The following is a 17656-nucleotide window of genomic DNA, read 5'->3' on the forward strand; positions in this document are numbered from 1 at the left end:
GCCGATGGTACTGCAGGGGGGACCCTGTGGGAGAGTAGGACACCGCCGGACTTCCTTTAACAGAAAGGCCACCCAACGCAGGGTGGCCTTTCTGCGTTAACATGCTCAACGGAAGGAGTCCCGACCATGGCCGAAGAAGGCAAGCCCGCGCGCGACCGCAAGGATGATGGCGCGAGGCAGCCTCGTCGCTATGTCGACGGCGACCGTTCCGAGCGTTCTTTCCGTCAGAACCCCGCGCGGGGCGATCGTCCGCAGCGCAATGACGGCGATCGTCCTCGTCGGGAGGGCGACCGTCCGTTCCGGGCCTCGTCGGACCGTCCCGACCGTCCGCGTCGTGAGGCCGATCGGCCTTACCGTGGCGGCGATGACCGTCCTCGTCGGGATGGCGACCGCCCGGTCCGTGCTTCTTCGGACCGCGCCGACCGTCCGAGGCGCGATGGCGACCGCCCGTTCCGGAGTGGTGACGACCGTCCTCGTCGGGATGGCGCTCGCCCGTTCCGGAGTGGTGACGACCGTCCGCGTCGTGACGGCGATCGGCCTTATCGTGGTGGCGATGACCGTCCTCGTCGGGATGGCGACCGCCCTTACCGTGGTGGCGATGACCGTCCCCGTCGTGATGGCGACCGTCCGTTCCGTGCGTCTTCGGACCGCACGGACCGTCCGCGGCGCGACGGTGATCGCCCCTATCGTGGTGGCGATGACCGTCCTCGTCGGGATGGCGACCGCCCCTATCGTGGTGGTGATGACCGTCCGCGTCGCGAGGGGGACCGCCCATTCCGCGCTTCTTCGGACCGCACGGACCGTCCCCGTCGGGATGGCGACCGGCCCTACCGCAGTGGTGACGACCGTCCCCGTCGGGACGGTGACCGCCCGTTCCGTGGTTCCTCGGACCGCACAGACCGTCCGCGTCGTGACGGCGATCGCCCGTACCGCGGCGGAGACGACCGCCCGCACCGGACGAGCGACCGGCCGCGTCGGGACACGTATGCGGCCGACCGTCCGCGCGACCCCGAACTTCCCGATGACATCACGGCCCGCGACCTGCATCCTTCTGCGCGCAACGAGCTGAAGACCCTCAGCAAGGAGAACGCGGAGCAGGTCGCGCGTCACCTCGCGATGGCGGCTCAGCTCATCGACGAGGATCCCGAGCTCGCGCATCAGCACGCCCTCGCGGCGTCGCGCCGAGCCGGCCGCGTGGCAGTCGTCCGCGAGTCCGTGGCCATCACGGCCTATGCCATGGGCGACTTCGCCCTGGCCCTGCGTGAGCTGCGTACGTACCGCCGCATCTCCGGAAGCGACGACCAGATCGCGCTCATCGTCGACAGCGAGCGCGGCATGGGGCGTCCCGATCGCGCGCTGGAAGAGGCTCGCTCGGTCGACCGGGCGGCGCTGCCGACGGCGACGCGTGTTGCTCTTGCGATCGCGATGTCGGGTGCACGCCTGGATCGCGGCGAGACGGAGCTGGCGCTCGGCGAGCTCGAGATCCCTGAGCTCAACCCCGACCTCGCCTTCGACTGGAGCCCTGCGCTCTTCTCCGCGCGCGCCGCGGTGCTCGAAGACCTCGGCCGTGGCGAGGAGGCGGCGTTCTGGCAGGAGCGCGCGGACGTCGCTGCTGCGGCGCTGGGCCATGGCGACGACGAGGAACTGATCGTCGAGGACGCCTACGACGACTTCGCTGAAGAGCCGGTGGGTATCGTGATCGACGAGGCCGACCACGCGGACACGGACATCGACTCCGTCGAGCCCCGGAACACGGAACAGGAATCGGAGCAGGAATCTGCAGAGGCAGAGGCAGAGGCAGAGCAGCCGGAGGATGCGGAGCGGGCCGAGTGAGCCTGTTCTCCCGGGACAGGCGCACGCCGCTGTCCGACGTCGACGTCGTGCTCGCCGATCTCGACGGTGTGGTGTACGCCGGCGCCGGTGCGATCCCGCACGCGATCGAGAGCCTGAAGAAGGTCGAGGCGTCGCGTCGTCTCGGCTACATCACGAACAACGCTTCCCGCACCGATGCCTCGGTCGCGGCGCACCTGAACGAGCTCGGCCTCACGGTCGCCCCGGACGAGGTCGTCACGAGTCCGCAGGCGGCGATGCGTCTCGTCAGCGGCCTGATCCCGGCCGGATCCACGATTCTGGTGGTCGGCGGGGAGGGGCTCGTCGACGAGGTCAACAAGGCCGGGTTCCGGGTCACGCGCAGTGCCGACGACGCCCCGGCCGCCGTGGTTCAGGGATTCGCGCCCGAGGTGGGGTGGAAGGACCTCGCCGAGGCGGCGTTCGCGCTGAAGCTCCCCGAGGACGAGGGCGGGATCCCCTGGATCGCGACGAACACCGACTGGACGATTCCGCAGTCGCGGGGCGTCGCCCCGGGCAACGGAACCCTGGTCTCCGCGGTGCACACGGCGATCGGCCGTCTCGCGACGGTTGCGGGCAAGCCCGAGACGCCGATCTTCGAGGAGGCCGTCGCCCGGTTCGGCGCGAAGCACCCGCTGTTCATCGGCGACCGTCTCGACACGGACATCGCCGGGGCGTCCCGCGCAGGCATCGAGTCGGTCCTGGTGCTCACGGGAATCGATCGTCCCAAGCACCTTCTCGCCGCTGCCGAGGGATCGCGCCCGACGTACATCCTCGGCGACCTGCGCGAGCTGGACGAGCCGTACCCGCAGACGCAGATCAAGGGAGACACGGTCACGGTGCGGGGCGCCTCCGTCCGCGTCGACGGTCCTGACGTCACGATCCTGAGCGAGGGCGACCGGCCGATCGACCTCGTGCGCGCCGGCGCCGCCGCGATCTGGCGCACCGGCCGGCAGATCTTCGGCTTCCGCGTGCCGGAGCGCCTGTACGCGGATCCGTTCCACCGCCCGTAATCCGTCGGAACCGCGCCCTCGCGCCGTAGGCTGAGGGGGTGAGCGAGAACACGGAACCGGATCCTTCCGACGGGCTCTGGAGTCGACTGCGCCTGATCGAAGGGCAGCCGCTGGACTCTCGCGCCGCCGCATACCAGGCCCTGCACGACGACCTGGCACGTCGGCTGGAGAGCGCTCCGCGCGACGGCGCGTCCGCGCAGCCAGGTGCCGATCGCGGATGACGGCCCGTCTGGATGCCGCTCTCGCGGAGCGCGGGCTCGCACGCTCGCGCACGCATGCGGCGACCCTCATCGACGGCGGTCTCGTCACCGTGAACGGGAAGGCCGTGATCAAAGCCTCCACCAAGGTCGAGGACGGCGACGCGATCGACGTGGCAGGCGCCGACCACTACGTCAGCCGCGGCGCCCACAAACTCATCGCCGCACTGGACGGTTTCGGTCTGGATCCCGCAGGGCGGCTGGCCCTGGACATGGGCGCGTCCACCGGCGGCTTCACCCAGGTCCTGCGCGAGCGCGGGGCGCGCCGGGTGCTCGCGGTCGATGTCGGGCATGATCAGCTCGCCCCGTCGGTGCGCCTCGATCCCGCTGTCGTGGCCATCGAGGGATTCAACGTCCGGCACATGGACGCGGAGGTCCTGGCTGCCGCGACGGGGGAGGGTGCGCGGCCCTCGCTCGTGGTCGGCGATCTGTCGTTCATCTCCCTGACGCTCGTGCTCCCCGCGATCGCGGCGACCGCGGAGGCGGATGCCGACGTCGTGCTGCTCGTCAAACCGCAGTTCGAAGTGGGACGCACTGCGGTGCGGGGCGGTCTCGTCACCAACCCGGCGATCCGCGCCGATGCGGTCGCCCGGGTGCTGTGGAGCGCGTGGGATCAGGGATTCGGCGTTCTCGGGCTCCTCCCGTCGCCGATCCTCGGCACGCACGGCAATGCTGAATACCTGGTGCACCTGCGAGCGGGGGAACGGTCCCGCGGCGGCGGAGGCAATCCGACAGAATGGATGAGCACGATCGACGAGATGGCAGGAGGCCGATGAACGAGCGCAGGATCCTCGTCGTCGCACATGCGCGCCGGGACGAGACCGTGCAGGCCGCCAGACGCGTCGTCACGGCACTCCGCGGCGCAGGGGCCCGGCCGGTCCTCTCTGCGGACGACCGCGCCGATCTGGCAGCGGAGGACGAGTTCTTCGCCGATGTCGACCTGCTCGGGGCGGACATTCCGGTCGAGGACATCGAGCTCGCCATCGTGCTCGGCGGCGACGGCACCATCCTGCGCGCGGCGGAGCTGGTCCGCGAAGGGACGGCGCCGATCCTCGGCATCAACATGGGACATGTGGGCTTCCTGGCCGAGATCGAGCGCGACGACATGGACGCCGCCGTGGCGCGCGTCATCGACCGCGACTACTCCGTGGAGGAGCGCATGGCGCTCGCCGTGCGCGTCAAGGACGCCGACGGCTCGGTCGTCTACAGCACCTGGGCGCTGAACGAGGCGACCGTGGAGAAGGCCAGCCGCGAGCGGATGATCGAGGTGATGGTCGAGATCGACGGGCGTCCGCTGACCAGCTTCGGCTGCGACGGCATGGTGGTCTCCACGCCGACCGGCGCGACCGCGTACAACTTCTCGGCGGGCGGACCGGTGATCTGGCCGGGTGTCGAGGCCATCGCCGTAGTGCCGTTGTCGGCCCACGCCCTGTTCGCGCGACCACTCGTGGTCGCGCCGGGCGCACCCGTCGCGATCGAGCTGCTGGATCGCAACGACGGCGCCGCGATCCTCTGGTGCGACGGGCGGCGCTCGCACGAGCTTCCGCGCGGCGCGCGGGTCATCGTGCGCCGCTCCTCGCGTCCCGTGCGCCTCGCGCGGCTGCACCCGAGCGTGTTCACGGACCGGCTGGTGCGCAAGTTCCAGCTTCCGGTCTCGGGCTGGCGGGGGGCCGAAGCATGATCGAGGAGATGCGCCTGCGCGATCTCGGCGTCATCGCCGAGGCGGTTCTGCCGATCGGGCCGGGATTCACCGCGATCACGGGGGAGACCGGCGCCGGAAAGACCATGGTCGTGACGGGCCTGGGACTCCTGCTGGGAGCGCGGGCGGACTCCGGCGCGGTTCGGGCCGGTGCCGCACAGGCCTCCGTCGCGGGGGTGTGGATCGTGCCGAGTGCGGGATCCGTCGCCGATACCGTCGCCGACGCGGGCGGTGAGCTCGAACCCTACGACGACGAGCGCGGCGAGCTGTATGTCTCGCGCACGCTCACCGCCGAGGGCCGCAGCCGCGCGAGCGTCGGCGGACGCGCTGCGCCGGCCGGCGTGCTGGCCGACCTCGCCGACGACCTGGTCGTCGTGCACGGACAGTCCGAGCAGCTCCGCCTGCGGTCCGCGGCCGCACAGCGCGACGCCCTCGATCGCTTCGGCGGATCCGCCATCGCGCTCGTGCGCGCCGACTACGAGGGCGCATGGGAGCGCTGGCGCACCCTCTCCGCCCAGCTCGAGGAGATCAGCGGCAACCAGGAGCGGCGCCGGCGCGAGGCCGAGGACCTGCGCGAGGCGCTCGGGCTCATCGAGGCGACCGACCCGCAGCCGGGGGAGGACGACGCGCTCGCCGAGCGCGCCGAGCGCCTCGCGAACGCCGAGGAGCTGCGTCAGTCCGCCGCGATCGCACGGGCGGCGCTCTCCGACGAGGACGGCGACAATGACATCACGACGCTGGCGGCGGAGGCGCGGCGCGCGCTGGAGCGGGCGGGCGATCCTGAACTGACGGCGATCGCCGAGAGCATCGCCGAGATCGGCTACCGTGCCACGGACATCGCGGCGCAGCTGAGCGGCTATCTCGCCGATCTCGACGAGTCGGGCCCGCACGAGCTGGCCGCCGTCGAGGAGCGCCGTGCGGCCCTCGCGGCCCTCGTGCGCGCGCACGGCACACTCGACGCCGCCCTCGAACTCTGGAACACCGGATCCGCGCGGCTCGCCGAACTGGATGACGACTCCGACCACATCGAACGGCTCACCGCGGAGCGCGACGCCGCACGCGCGGCCCTGGACGAGGCCGCTGCCGCACTCACCGCCACCCGCACCGAGGCCGCGGGGCGGCTCGGCGCCGCGGTCACCGAGGAGCTGCACGCGCTCGCGATGCCGGACGCCCGCCTGGTCGTCTCCGTCGCCGAGGGAGCCGAGAGCGCCCACGGGCGCGATGACGTCGCCATCCTCCTCGCCCCGCATCCGGGCGCGGAGCCGCGACCCGTCGCGAAGGGCGCGTCGGGCGGTGAGCTGTCACGCGTGATGCTCGCGATCGAGGTCGTCATCGCGGGCACGGATCCCGTCCCCACCTTCGTCTTCGACGAGGTCGATGCCGGCATCGGCGGCGCGGCCGCGATCGAGGTCGGGCGGCGCCTGGCCCGGCTGGCGCGCACCTCCCAGGTGATCGCCGTCACGCACCTCGCCCAGGTGGCGGCATTCGCGAACAACCACCTCAGCGTGGTGAAGGCGAACGACGGGCAGGTCACCGCGTCCAGCGTCCGCCGCCTCGCCGGCGAGGAGCGCGAGGCTGAGATGGCGCGGCTGCTCTCCGGGCTCGCCGATTCCGGCGCGGCCCTCGAGCACGCTCGCGAGCTGCTCGCCCTGCGCGAGAACTGAGCCGTCGAAGCCCCGTCGGTTCAGGTCAGGTCACGGACCGAGTGGCGCACGATCACCGACCTCCTGCCGGAGCGCGATCGCGGCGGCGCGTCGATCGCCGGGCGAGGCGGTAGCGTTCTCCTCGAGCGGTTCGAGGTCGGCGCGGTGCGCGACCTCGTAGGCGCAGGGAGCGCGGCAGACGGGAAGAGGCGGACGGCATGACGAGCGAGATCGCAGTGATCGGCGAGGCCCTCGTCGACGTCGTCGAGGGAGGCGAGACGCATCCCGGCGGATCCCCGATGAACATCGCGGTCGGGCTCGCCCGGCTGGGGCATCCCACCACCCTGCACGCGCGGATCGGCGCCGACGCCCACGGCGACCTGATCCGCGCGCACCTGGATGAGGCGGGCGTGACTCTCGGGTCAGACACGCTCGTGACGGGAGCCACCTCGACGGCGATCGCGCGCGTCGACGCCGACGGCAAGGCCAGCTACGAGTTCGACATCGACTGGGACATCCCCGTGCCCGACGTGACCGGCGCCCGCCTGGTGCACACCGGGTCGATCGGCGCTCTGCGGGAGCCGGGCGCCTCGGCGGTCCGGGCGGCGCTCGCCGCCGCGGATCCGGGCACGCTCCGCACGCTCGACCCCAACATCCGGCCGGATGTGATCGGCGGACGCGACGAGGTGCTGCGTCGGGTCGCCGACCTCGCGGCGCTCTGCCCTGTGGTCAAGCTGAGCGACGAGGACGCGGCCTGGCTCGCCCCCGACGCGACGCTCGACGAGGTGCTCGCCGACCTCGCCGCGCACGGCGCGCGGTTCGTGGTCGTCACACGCGGATCCGAAGGATGCCTGGCCCTCGTGGACGGCGTGCGGTTCACCCGTCCCGCGCGCCCCGTCGTCGTGGCGGACACGATCGGGGCGGGCGATGCGTTCATGTCCGGGCTGCTGCACGCCCTGCTGCGCGACGGCACGGACCGTCTGCTCGCGACTGGGGAGCCCGTGCCGGAGGACGCGGTTCTCGCGTCCCTGGAGACGGCGCTCCTCAGCGCTGCCCTGACCGTGGCCCGTGCAGGAGCGAACCCTCCGACGACGGCGGAACTGGACGAGGCCCTCCGCGCGTCGCGGGAGTGACGCACGGCGATCGCGCTGATAGGATTAAAGCCCGTGATGCAGAACTCAGCCGCGCGGACAGACGACGACACCACCAAGCACATCTTCGTGACGGGCGGTGTCGTTTCCTCGTTGGGCAAGGGCCTGACGGCAGCCAGCCTCGGCAACCTGCTGACCGCCCGGGGACTGCACGTCGTGATGCAGAAGCTGGATCCCTATCTGAACGTGGATCCGGGCACGATGAACCCCTTCCAGCACGGCGAGGTCTTCGTCACGGACGACGGGGCCGAGACCGACCTCGACATCGGCCACTACGAGCGCTTCCTGGACATCGAGCTCAGCCAGGCCGCGAACGTCACCACGGGGCAGATCTACTCGCAGGTCATCGCCAAGGAGCGCCGCGGAGAGTACCTCGGCGACACCGTGCAGGTCATCCCGCACATCACGGATGAGATCAAGCGCCGCATGCGTCTGCAGGCCGACGAGACGCCCCGCCCCGACGTCATCATCACCGAGATCGGCGGCACGGTCGGAGACATCGAGTCGCAGCCGTTCATCGAGTCGGCGCGTCAGATCCGCCATGAGCTCGGCCGCAAGAACGTGTTCTTCGTGCACGTGTCTCTCGTGCCGTTCATGGGCGCCTCCGGCGAGCAGAAGACCAAGCCGACGCAGCACTCGGTCGCGACCCTGCGCTCGATCGGCATCCAGCCCGACGCCCTCGTGCTGCGCAGCGACCGCCCCGTCACCGAGTCGAACAAGCGCAAGATCGCGCTCATGTGCGATGTCGACGAGGACGCGGTCGTGAACGCGATCGACGTGCCCAGCATCTACGACATCCCCACGATGCTGCACGACCAGGGTCTGGACGACTACATCGTCGACGCGCTCGGGCTCGAGAAGGCCGCGGATGTGGATTGGTCGCGCTGGCAGAAGGTCCTGCAGGCCGTGCACAACCCGAAGCACGAGGTCACGATCGGCCTCGTCGGCAAGTACATCGACCTGCCCGACGCCTACCTCTCGGTCACCGAGGCGCTCAAGGCCGGCGGCTTCGCGCACGAGGTCGCCGTCAAGATCCGCTGGATCCCGTCCGACTCCTGTGAGACGCCCGAGGGCGCGGCCAAGGCGCTGAGCGACGTCGACGGCATCTGCGTGCCGGGCGGCTTCGGCATCCGCGGCATCGAGGGCAAGCTGGGCGCTCTCCGGTTCGCCCGCGAGCAGGGCATCCCCACCCTCGGCCTGTGCCTCGGCCTGCAGTGCATGGTGATCGAGTACGCGCGCAACGTCGCGGACATCGCCGGCGCGTCGTCGAGCGAGTTCGACCCCGACACCGCAGAGCCGGTCATCGCGACCATGGCCGAGCAGGTCGAGATCCTCGACGGCGGCGACCTGGGCGGCACCATGCGCCTGGGGCTCTACAAGGCCGCACTCGGCGAGGGATCGCTCGCGGCCGAGCTCTACGGCGCCCCCGAGGCGTCCGAGCGCCACCGCCACCGGTACGAGGTGAACAACGCCTACCGCGGCCGTCTCGCGGACGCCGGGCTCTCGTTCTCCGGCCTCAACCCTGAGCTCGACCTCGTCGAATACGTCGAGCTGCCCCGCGAGGTGCACCCGTTCTACATCGCCACCCAGGCGCACCCCGAGCTGCGGTCGCGCCCGACCGACCCGCACCCGCTGTTCCGCGGTCTCGTCGGAGCCGCGATCGAGCGGCACCGCTCCAGCGAGCTGTTCGACGACGAGGACTGACGTGACGGACTCCACCACCGCGCTGCGCGACGAGGCGTTCGAGCCCGAGGTGCTCTCCAGTGCCGAGGTCTACCGCGGCGCGGTGTGGGGGATCCGCGAGGACCGCGTCCGCTACGCAGGCGGCGAGATCGTGCGTCAGTACATCGACCACCCCGGCGCGGCCGCGGTCGTCGCGATGGACGAGGACGGCCGAGTGCTGCTGATCCAGCAGTACCGGCATCCCATCCGGCAGCGCGACTGGGAGCTGCCCGCAGGGCTGCTCGACGTGGCGGGGGAGGACCCGATGGACGCCGCGCGGCGGGAGCTCGCCGAGGAGGCGGATCTCGTCGCGAGCGCCTGGGAGCCGCTGATCTCCATCTGCACGACGCCCGGAAGCAACTCTGAGGTCGTCCACATCTATCTCGCGACCGAGCTGAGTCCCGCTGACGCGGCCTTCGCGCGGACGGACGAGGAAGCCGACATCCGGCTCGCCTGGGTGCCGCTGTCCGAGGCCGCAGACGGCGTGCTGGCCGGGCGGCTGCGCAACGGGATCCTCGCCGCCGGGGTGCTCGCGGCCGAACGGCGCCTGTCGTCGGCGGGGCGGCAGAGCCGCGGGGCCTGAGGTGCAGCTCGACCGAGCGCTCGACGCGTATCTCCGGCACGTGACGATCGAGCGAGGGCTCGCCGAGCACACCCTCTCCGCCTATCGCCGCGACCTCGGCGGGTACGTGGCGTGGCTGGGGGAGCAGGGCATCGCCGACACCGACGCGATCTCCGTGGAGACCGTCGCCGCATTCGCCGCGGAGCGGGCGGGCGCAGAGCCGCCGCCCGCCGCGTCGAGCCTCGCGCGGCTGCAGTCCTCGGTGCGCGGCTGGCATCGCTTCCTCGCCAGGGAGGGGATCGCCGAGGCGGATCCGAGCGCGCGGCTGCGTCCGCCGAAGCAGCCGCGGCGCCTGCCGAAGGCGCTCACGATCGATCAGGTCGAGCAGCTCCTCGGTGCGCCCTCCGCGGAGGATCCGATCGGGATCAGGGATCGGGCGCTCCTCGAACTGCTGTACGCCACGGGCGCGCGCGTCTCGGAAGCCGTGTCGCTCGACGTCGACGACCTCGCGCACGGCGACGTGCTGCGGCTGCGCGGAAAGGGCTCCAAAGAGCGCATCGTCCCCGTGGGCTCCTACGCGCGCGCGGCGGTCGACGCCTACCTCACCCGCGTCCGTCCCGGGCTCGCGGCAAAGGGGCGCGCCTCAGCGAAGCTCTTCCTCGGGGCGCGCGGCGCGCCGCTCAGCAGGCAGAGCGCGTGGCTGATCATCCGTGCGGCCGCCGAGGCGGCGAAGATCACGGCGGAGGTGTCGCCGCACACGCTGCGGCACTCGTTCGCGACGCACCTGCTGCAGGGCGGCGCGGATGTGCGCGTCGTGCAGGAGCTGCTGGGGCACGCGTCGGTCGCGACCACCCAGATCTACACGCACGTCTCGGTGGACACGCTGCGCGACGTCTACGCGACCGCGCATCCTCGGGCGCGCTGAGACCTCGCGTGTTTCCGGCGTGTGACATTTTAAATGGTTTGAAGTCAGACCATTGACAGTGAAAGGATGAGAGCGCCAGAATCGCTGCACACGCTCCCTCCACTGAAAGCAGGCAGCATTCCATGAGCGAAACGACAGAGGCGCCGGGCTCGCACCCGATCGACGACGACGCCGCAGCCCTGGCCGCCCTGGGCTACAAGCAGGAACTGCATCGGGGGATGTCGGGGTTCAGCAACTTCGCCGTCTCCTTCTCGATCATCTCGATCCTCGCGGGATGCATCACCTCGTACGCCATCGCCCTGAAATCGGGCGGCCCCTCGGTGATCACGATCGGCTGGCCGGTCGTCGGCGTCTTCGTGCTCATGGTCGCTCTCGCCATGGCGGAGGTCTGCTCGAAGTACCCGACCGCCGGCGGTCTGTACTTCTGGGCCGGACGCCTCGCCAAGCGGAACAAGCGCCAGTGGGCGTGGACCGTGGGCTGGTTCAACTTCCTCGGCGAGGTCGCGGTGACCGCGGCCATCGACTTCGGCGCGGCGACCACGATGATGGCGTTCGCGAACCTGGTCTGGGGCGTCGAGCCGACGCCGCAGACCACCTTCGCCCTCTTCGTCGTGCTGATCGTGGTGCACGGACTGCTGAACACCTTCGGCGTCAACATCGTGAGCCTGCTCTCGAACGTGTCCGCCTGGTGGCACATCGTCGGCGTGCTCGTCATCGTCGGCGCTCTGTGGATCATGCCCACCCAGCACCAGGACGTCGGGTGGACCTTCACGCACTGGTACAACGGCACCGGCTGGTCGTTCGGCCCGTACGTCTTCCTCATGGGTCTGCTCATGGCGCAGTACACGTACACGGGCTACGACGCCTCGGCCCACGTCGCCGAGGAGACCAAGAACGCCTCGATCGCGGCGCCCAAGGGCATCGTGATGAGCGTCGTGATCTCGATCATCGGCGGCTGGATCCTGCTCTACTCGATCACGGCGGCCATCCAGGACGGCAGCGACAAGGGGATCACGGGCCTGCTCGGATCCGAGACCGGTCTGCCTCCGGCGCAGATCTTCCTGGACGCGCTGAACAACCCGACGATGGCGAAGTTCCTGCTGTTCATCGTCTGCGGCGCGCAGTTCTTCTGCGGCATGGCCTCGGTCACCGCGAACTCCCGGATGAGCTACGCGTTCTCGCGGGACAACGCGATCCCGGGGTCGCGGATCTGGGCGAAGGTCAACAAGCGCACCGGCACGCCGACCAACTCGATCTGGCTGTGCGTCGTGCTGTCGATCATCCTGACCACGCCCGCGCTGTTCAACACGACCGCATACCTCGCCGTGACATCGGTGGCGGTCATCGGCCTGTACATCGCGTACGTCACGCCGGTGTTCCTGCGCCGGCTGGACAAGGGCTTCGTCCCCGGGCCCTGGAATCTGGGGCGATGGAGCGCAGTCGTCGGCTGGATCGCCGTCGTCTGGGTGGTGTTCATCATCATCCTGTTCGTGCTCCCGCCGGTGAACCCGATCACGATCGACACGTTCAACTACGCGCCCATCGCGGTCGTCGTGGTGGCGCTCCTCTCGATCGTCCTGTGGTTCGCGTACGGCAAGCGCGACTTCATGGCATCCAGCGTCGAGGCCGAGCACCTCACCATGGCGCCGGACAAGCTCCTGGAGGAATGATCACGATATGACGGACACGATGGACTCTCCTCTGGTGGATGCGGCGCTGCATCCGGTCCGCGGCCACATGGCCTTCGAGAGCTGCGTGGAGCAGCTCGGATCGGCCATCAGGCTCGGGATCTTCCGGGTGGGGACGAAGCTGCCCGGCGAGCGCGAGCTCGCCGAGAGGCTCAGCGTCTCCCGCGCCACCCTGAGAGAGGCCATCAGCGCCCTCCGCGCCGCCGGGCTCGTCGCCACGACCCGGGGGCGCGGAGGGGGCACCGTCGTCCTGCCTGCCGCCGAGAGGTGGCCGGCGGATCAGACCCCGCCGCGCCGTGCGGAGATCGACGACGTGATCGTGTTCCGCTCCGTCATCGAGCCAGGGGCCGCCTACCGGGCGGCGCTGACCCCGCTGGACGAGGCGCAGCGCACCCTCCTCACCGACAGCCTCGGCGATCTCGCCGCTGCCGAGACGCCCGCCGACTACCGGCAGGCCGACGCCCGGCTGCACCTCGCCATCGCCACGGTCTGCGGATCCGATGAGCTGTCCCGCTCCTGCAGCGCGGTGCAGGTGCGGATCCACCAGCTCCTCGCCGAGATCCCCTTCCTCAAGACCAACATCGACCATTCCGAGACCGAGCACCGTGCGATCGTCGCCGCGATCCTGGACGGCGCCGCCGACCGGGCGCGCGAGATCATGACCGCGCACTGCGATGCGACCGCCGCACTCCTCAAGGGCCTTCTGAACTAAAGGACACCGCTGCACATGAACTCCTCCGACCTCTCTGTCCCCGCCCGCAACGACCGCATGCTCACCGTCGAGCAGCTGCGCGGGCGCATCCTCGACGGCTCGCTCGACACCGTGATCCTCGCGTTCACCGACATGCAGGGACGGTTGCAGGGCAAGCTCCTGCACGCGCGCTTCTTCCTCGACTCGGTGCTCGGCCACGGCACCGAGGGATGCAACTACCTGCTCGCCGTCGACGTCGAGATGAACACGGTCGACGGCTACGCGCACGCGTCCTGGGCGGACGGCTACGGCGACATGGAGTTCGTCCTGGACCTCGCCACCATCCGGCTGCTGCCGCACCGGCCGGGAAGCGCGATGATCCAGTGCGACCTCGCGGGGACCAACGGCGCGTCGGTGCGGGTCTCGCCGCGGGAGATCCTGCGCGCGCAGACCGAGCGCGCCGCCTCCCACGGCTGGAAGGCGCTCGCCGGCACCGAGCTCGAGTTCGTGATCTTCAACACGCCGTACGACCGGGCGTGGGACTCCGGCTACCGCGACCTGGAGCCGGCCAACCGCTACAACATCGACTACTCGATCCTCGGATCCACCCTCGTCGAGCCGCTGCTGCGCGAGATCCGCAACACGATGTACGCCTCGGGGCTCAACGTGGAGTCGGCGAAGGGGGAGTGCAACTTCGGTCAGCACGAGATCGCGTTCCTCTACGACGAGGTCATCGCCACGGCGGACAACCACACGTACTACAAGACGGCCTCGAAGGACATCGCCCGCCAGCACGGGCAGTCGATCACCTTCATGGCGAAGCCGAACCAGCGCGAGGGGAACTCCTGCCACGTGCACATGTCGTTGCGCGGCATCGACGACGACGCCCTGGTGTTCTGGGACGCGGAGCGCGGCGCCCGCACGGCGCTGTACGACCACTTCATCGCCGGCGTGCTCGCGACCATGCGCGACTTCACGCTCTTCTACGCCCCCAACATCAACTCGTACAAGCGGTTCGTGAAGGGATCCTTCGCGCCGACCGCCGTCGCGTGGGGCATCGACAACCGCACGAGCTCGGTGCGCCTGGTCGGACAGGGCAAGGGAGCGCGCATGGAGAACCGCCTCCCCGGCGGCGACATGAACCCGTATCTGGGACTCGCCGCCATGCTCGCGGGAGGACTGTACGGCATCGAGCACGAGCTGCCGCTGGAGCCGGAGACCAAGGGCAACGCATACGAGTCCGGCGCTCCGACGGTTCCCTCCACGATGCACGAGGCGCGCGAGGCGCTCGCGCAGTCCGCCATCGCGAACGAGGTCTTCGGCGAGGACGTGGTGCGCCACTACGTGAACTACGCCGACGTCGAGATCGCGGCCTTCGACGCCGCGGTGACCGACTGGGAGCTGCGCCGCGGCTTCGAGCGGCTGTGAACGGGTTCATCGGAGACTTCGAAAGGCTGAGCGCATGAGGATCCCTTCTTCCCGCTACGGCGCCGCCGGCGCCTTCACCGTGCTGAACCCTGCGACCGGACGGCCGGTGGCGGAGGTCGGACTCGCGGACCTCGTCGAGACCGATGCGGCGATCGACCGCGCCCATCGCGCCTACCCCGCGTGGCGGGCGGTCGCGCCCGGGGATCGCGCCCGGCTGCTGCGCTCGTTCGCGAATGTCGTCGAGGCGCACATCGACGAGCTCGCCGCCCTCGAGGTCGCGAACGCCGGCCACACGATCGGCAACGCGCGCTGGGAGGCCGGCAACGTCCGCGACGTGCTGAACTACTACAGCGCGAGCCCCGAGCGGCACTTCGGCAAGCAGATCCCCGTGGCCGGCGGGATCGACGTCACGTTCCACGAGCCGCTCGGCGTCGTCGGCATCATCGTGCCGTGGAACTTCCCGATGCCGATCGCCGGCTGGGGGTTCGCCCCCGCGCTCGCCGCGGGCAACACGGTGGTGCTCAAGCCCGCCGAGCTCACGCCCCTGACGGCGATGCGCCTCGGCGAGCTCGCTCTCGAGGCGGGACTGCCCGAAGGCGTCTTCACGGTCATCACCGGCAAGGGCGGCGTGGTGGGGGACCGCTTCGTCACCAACCCGCTCGTGCGCAAGGTGTGCTTCACCGGGTCCACCGAGGTGGGCAAGGGGATCATGCGCGGCTGCGCCGATCAGATCAAGCGCGTGACGCTCGAACTCGGCGGCAAGAACGCGAACATCGTGTTCGACGACGCCGACCTCGAGGCGGCGGCCGCGGCGGCCCCCGGCGGTGGCTTCGACAACGCAGGCCAGGACTGCTGCGCCCGCTCCCGGATCCTCGTGCAGGAGAGCGTGTACGACCGGTTCCTCGAGCTGCTGCAGCCCGCGGTCGAGGCGTTCCGGGTCAAGGACCCGTCCGCGGAGGATGCGGAGATGGGGCCGATGGTCTCGGCGCGCCAGCGCGACGCGGTCGCGGCGCACCTGGACGGCGCGGACATCGCGTTCCGCGGCCAGAGCGCGGCGGGCGCGGACGGGGACGGCGGGTTCTGGCTCGCCCCCGCGGTCGTGCTGCCGCGCAGCGCGAGCGATCCGGTGTGGGCGCAGGAGCTCTTCGGCCCGGTTCTCGCCGTGATGCCGTTCCGCGACGAGGCCGACGCGATCGCGAAGGCCAACGACACCGAGTACGGCCTGAGCGGATCCATCTTCAGCCGCGACGTCGGCCGTGCGCTGCGCGTCGCCCGCGGCGTCGAGAGCGGCAACCTCTCGATCAACTCGCACTCGTCGGTGCGCTACTGGACCCCCTTCGGCGGGTTCAAGCAGTCCGGGCTCGGGCGCGAGCTCGGGCCGGACGCGCCGGACTCCTTCTCCGAGGTGAAGAACGTGTTCATCTCCACGACGTACTGAACCCTCCCCACACAGCGAAAGGCAACACAGGAATGGGAAAGCTCGAAGGCAAGGTCGGCGTCATCACCGGCGGCTGCAGCGGTATCGGACTGGCGACGGCGAAGAAGTTCGTGGCGGAGGGCGCGAAGGTCGTCATCGGCGACCTGGACGAGGCGAACGGCCCCCGCATCGCGGAGGAACTCGGCGGCGTGTTCGTGAGGGTGAACGTCACCGATCAGGCCGAGGTGGAGAACCTCTTCGCGGTCGCGCACGACACCTACGGCCGCATCGACATCGCCTTCAACAATGCGGGGATCTCGCCCGCGTCGGACGATTCGATCCTCAAGACCGGCATCGACGCGTGGAACCTGGTGCAGGACGTCAACCTCACCAGTGTCTACTACTGCTGCAAGGCGGTGCTGCCGTACATGCTCGAGCAGGGGAGCGGATCCATCATCAACACAGCGTCGTTCGTGGCGATCATGGGCGCGGCGACCTCGCAGATCTCCTACACGGCGTCCAAGGGCGGGGTGCTCGCGATGACCCGCGAGCTCGGCGTGCAGTTCGCCCGCAAGGGCATCCGCGTCAATGCTCTCTGCCCCGGCCCGGTGAACACGCCGCTGCTTCAGGAGCTGTTCGCGAAGGACCCCGAGCGCGCCGCGCGCCGGCTCGTGCACGTGCCGATGGGGCGCTTCGCCGAGCCCGAGGAGATCGCGAACGCGGTCGCGTTCCTCGGCAGCGACGAGTCGAGCTTCATCACGGCGATGGACTTCCTCGTCGACGGAGGTCTCTCGAACGCGTACGTGACGCCGCTGGATTCGGACTTTGACTGAGTCGCGCCCCGTCGTCGGACTCACGACCTACCGCCAGGAAGCGTCCTGGGGCACCTGGCGGCAGGTCGAGGCCGACCTGCTCCCGAGCGACTACGCGCGCTCGATCGAGCGCGCCGGCGGCGTGCCGCTGCTGCTGCCTCCGGTCGCGGCGCCGGGGGCGGCGGGCGACGTGCTCGCGCGCCTGGACGGGCTCCTCATCGCGGGCGGAGCGGATGTGAACCCCGCCCGCTACGGGCAGGAGCCCGATCCGAGCGTGGTCGGCTGGTACGACGACCGCGACGCGTGGGAGCTCGCGCTGCTCGCGGAGGCGGAGCGGCTCCGGCTGCCTCTGCTCGGGATCTGCCGTGGCATGCAGCTCATGGCGGTCGCGGCCGGAGGATCCCTCGTGCAGCACCTCCCCGACGTGGTCGGCCACGGCGAGCACGGGGGAGGGCCGACGTCGTACGGCTCTGCCTCGGTGCGCGTCGATGCCGAGGGGCGGGTGGCGGAGCTGGTGGCGCCCGAGATCACGGTCCCCGTGCACCATCACCAGGCGGTCGCGCAGCATCCGGGCTACCGCCCGGTCGCGCACGACGCCGACGGCGTGCTGCAGGCCATGGAGGCCGCCGGCGATCGGTTCGCGGTCGGAGTGCAATGGCATCCGGAGACGGATGAGGATCCAGGCCTGTTCGACGGGCTGATCGCGGCGGCGAAGGAGAGGATGAGGGCCCGCTGATCCGGCGGATCGGCGTGTGGGGCCGGGGCCGGAACCTCGTCGGCGGCTATGATCGATCGAGCAC

General features: G+C 70.5%; 17 protein-coding genes. 16 read left to right on the forward strand and 1 reads right to left on the reverse strand.

All coding sequences use genetic code 11. The features are described from left to right. Positions 1-105: 105 nt before the first annotated feature. Positions 106-1158 (reverse strand): hypothetical protein, encoded by a 1053-nt coding sequence (locus ACFC1J_RS00005; protein WP_375901364.1) that lies wholly within the window; start codon positions 1156-1158, stop codon positions 106-108. Here ACFC1J_RS00005 and ACFC1J_RS00010 point away from each other — a divergent pair. The 16 genes from ACFC1J_RS00010 to ACFC1J_RS00085 all read left to right on the forward strand — a co-directional run bounded on the left by ACFC1J_RS00010 (position 1117) and on the right by ACFC1J_RS00085 (position 17592). After that, the gene (locus ACFC1J_RS00010) at positions 1117-1833 is read left to right on the forward strand and encodes a hypothetical protein (protein WP_375901366.1); all 717 of its coding nucleotides are present in this window, start codon (positions 1117-1119) and stop codon (positions 1831-1833) included. The two genes, ACFC1J_RS00005 and ACFC1J_RS00010, sit on opposite strands and share 42 nt — an antisense overlap. After that, positions 1830-2861: an HAD-IIA family hydrolase gene (locus tag ACFC1J_RS00015; protein ID WP_375901368.1), complete on the forward strand. Its 1032-nt coding sequence runs from the start codon at positions 1830-1832 to the stop codon at positions 2859-2861. The genes ACFC1J_RS00010 and ACFC1J_RS00015 overlap by 4 nt, the downstream gene beginning before the upstream one ends. Before the next feature lie 38 nt (positions 2862-2899). After that, positions 2900-3082: a hypothetical protein gene (locus ACFC1J_RS00020; protein WP_375901369.1), complete on the forward strand. Its 183-nt coding sequence runs from the start codon at positions 2900-2902 to the stop codon at positions 3080-3082. After that, a complete protein-coding gene (locus ACFC1J_RS00025) occupies positions 3079-3894 on the forward strand; it encodes a TlyA family RNA methyltransferase (protein WP_375901371.1) in 816 nt (271 codons plus the stop codon). Before ACFC1J_RS00020 ends, ACFC1J_RS00025 begins: the two co-directional genes overlap by 4 nt. Next, positions 3891-4799 carry an NAD kinase gene (locus ACFC1J_RS00030; protein ID WP_375901373.1) on the forward strand — a complete coding sequence of 303 codons (909 nt, stop codon included), beginning with the start codon at positions 3891-3893 and terminating at the stop codon, positions 4797-4799. Before ACFC1J_RS00025 ends, ACFC1J_RS00030 begins: the two co-directional genes overlap by 4 nt. Beyond that, a complete protein-coding gene (recN, locus tag ACFC1J_RS00035; protein ID WP_375901375.1) occupies positions 4796-6481 on the forward strand; it encodes a DNA repair protein RecN in 1686 nt (561 codons plus the stop codon). The genes ACFC1J_RS00030 and recN overlap by 4 nt, the downstream gene beginning before the upstream one ends. 197 nt (positions 6482-6678) lie before the next feature. Further along, positions 6679-7593 carry a carbohydrate kinase gene (locus ACFC1J_RS00040; RefSeq protein WP_375901377.1) on the forward strand — a complete coding sequence of 305 codons (915 nt, stop codon included), beginning with the start codon at positions 6679-6681 and terminating at the stop codon, positions 7591-7593. A gap of 36 nt (positions 7594-7629) precedes the next feature. Beyond that, complete coding sequence (locus ACFC1J_RS00045) at positions 7630-9315, forward strand: CTP synthase (RefSeq protein WP_375902680.1); 1686 nt, start codon at positions 7630-7632, stop codon at positions 9313-9315. Position 9316: 1 nt separating this feature from the next. Next, positions 9317-9916 carry an NUDIX domain-containing protein gene (locus ACFC1J_RS00050; protein ID WP_375901379.1) on the forward strand — a complete coding sequence of 200 codons (600 nt, stop codon included), beginning with the start codon at positions 9317-9319 and terminating at the stop codon, positions 9914-9916. Position 9917: 1 nt separating this feature from the next. Continuing rightward, entirely contained in the window at positions 9918-10820 is a 903-nt protein-coding gene (gene xerD / locus ACFC1J_RS00055; protein WP_375901381.1) for a site-specific tyrosine recombinase XerD, read from the forward strand. A gap of 122 nt (positions 10821-10942) precedes the next feature. Beyond that, positions 10943-12490, forward strand: coding sequence for an amino acid permease (locus tag ACFC1J_RS00060; protein WP_375901383.1), 1548 nt, complete (start codon positions 10943-10945; stop codon positions 12488-12490). Positions 12491-12497: 7 nt separating this feature from the next. After that, complete coding sequence (locus ACFC1J_RS00065; RefSeq protein WP_375901385.1) at positions 12498-13220, forward strand: FadR/GntR family transcriptional regulator; 723 nt, start codon at positions 12498-12500, stop codon at positions 13218-13220. Between the two features lie 15 nt (positions 13221-13235). Next, positions 13236-14627, forward strand: coding sequence for a glutamine synthetase family protein (locus ACFC1J_RS00070; protein ID WP_375901387.1), 1392 nt, complete (start codon positions 13236-13238; stop codon positions 14625-14627). A 34-nt stretch (positions 14628-14661) separates the two neighbouring features. After that, positions 14662-16065 (forward strand): aldehyde dehydrogenase family protein, encoded by a 1404-nt coding sequence (locus ACFC1J_RS00075; RefSeq protein WP_375901389.1) that lies wholly within the window; start codon positions 14662-14664, stop codon positions 16063-16065. A 32-nt stretch (positions 16066-16097) separates the two neighbouring features. Further along, complete coding sequence (locus tag ACFC1J_RS00080) at positions 16098-16877, forward strand: 3-oxoacyl-ACP reductase (protein WP_375901391.1); 780 nt, start codon at positions 16098-16100, stop codon at positions 16875-16877. Then, entirely contained in the window at positions 16870-17592 is a 723-nt protein-coding gene (locus ACFC1J_RS00085; protein ID WP_375901393.1) for a gamma-glutamyl-gamma-aminobutyrate hydrolase family protein, read from the forward strand. The genes ACFC1J_RS00080 and ACFC1J_RS00085 overlap by 8 nt, the downstream gene beginning before the upstream one ends. Positions 17593-17656 lie beyond the last annotated feature (64 nt).

Source organism: Microbacterium sp. NPDC056052, from assembly GCF_042266785.1.
Lineage (GTDB): Bacteria > Actinomycetota > Actinomycetes > Actinomycetales > Microbacteriaceae > Microbacterium.

Bases quoted from the DNA above. Each gene is read 5' to 3' on its own strand.
- ACFC1J_RS00070 (WP_375901387.1), top strand. From the start codon at position 13,236: ATGAACTCCTCCGACCTCTCTGTCCCCGCCCGCAACGACCGCATGCTC.
- ACFC1J_RS00060 (WP_375901383.1), top strand. From the start codon at position 10,943: ATGAGCGAAACGACAGAGGCGCCGGGCTCGCACCCGATCGACGACGAC.
- ACFC1J_RS00005 (WP_375901364.1), bottom strand. From the start codon at position 1,158: ATGCGCGAGCTCGGGATCCTCGTCGATGAGCTGAGCCGCCATCGCGAG.
- ACFC1J_RS00080 (WP_375901391.1), top strand. From the start codon at position 16,098: ATGGGAAAGCTCGAAGGCAAGGTCGGCGTCATCACCGGCGGCTGCAGC.
- ACFC1J_RS00065 (WP_375901385.1), top strand. From the start codon at position 12,498: ATGACGGACACGATGGACTCTCCTCTGGTGGATGCGGCGCTGCATCCG.
- ACFC1J_RS00025 (WP_375901371.1), top strand. From the start codon at position 3,079: ATGACGGCCCGTCTGGATGCCGCTCTCGCGGAGCGCGGGCTCGCACGC.
- ACFC1J_RS00010 (WP_375901366.1), top strand. From the start codon at position 1,117: ATGGCGGCTCAGCTCATCGACGAGGATCCCGAGCTCGCGCATCAGCAC.
- ACFC1J_RS00030 (WP_375901373.1), top strand. From the start codon at position 3,891: ATGAACGAGCGCAGGATCCTCGTCGTCGCACATGCGCGCCGGGACGAG.
- ACFC1J_RS00045 (WP_375902680.1), top strand. From the start codon at position 7,630: ATGCAGAACTCAGCCGCGCGGACAGACGACGACACCACCAAGCACATC.
- recN (WP_375901375.1), top strand. From the start codon at position 4,796: ATGATCGAGGAGATGCGCCTGCGCGATCTCGGCGTCATCGCCGAGGCG.
- ACFC1J_RS00075 (WP_375901389.1), top strand. From the start codon at position 14,662: ATGAGGATCCCTTCTTCCCGCTACGGCGCCGCCGGCGCCTTCACCGTG.
- ACFC1J_RS00040 (WP_375901377.1), top strand. From the start codon at position 6,679: ATGACGAGCGAGATCGCAGTGATCGGCGAGGCCCTCGTCGACGTCGTC.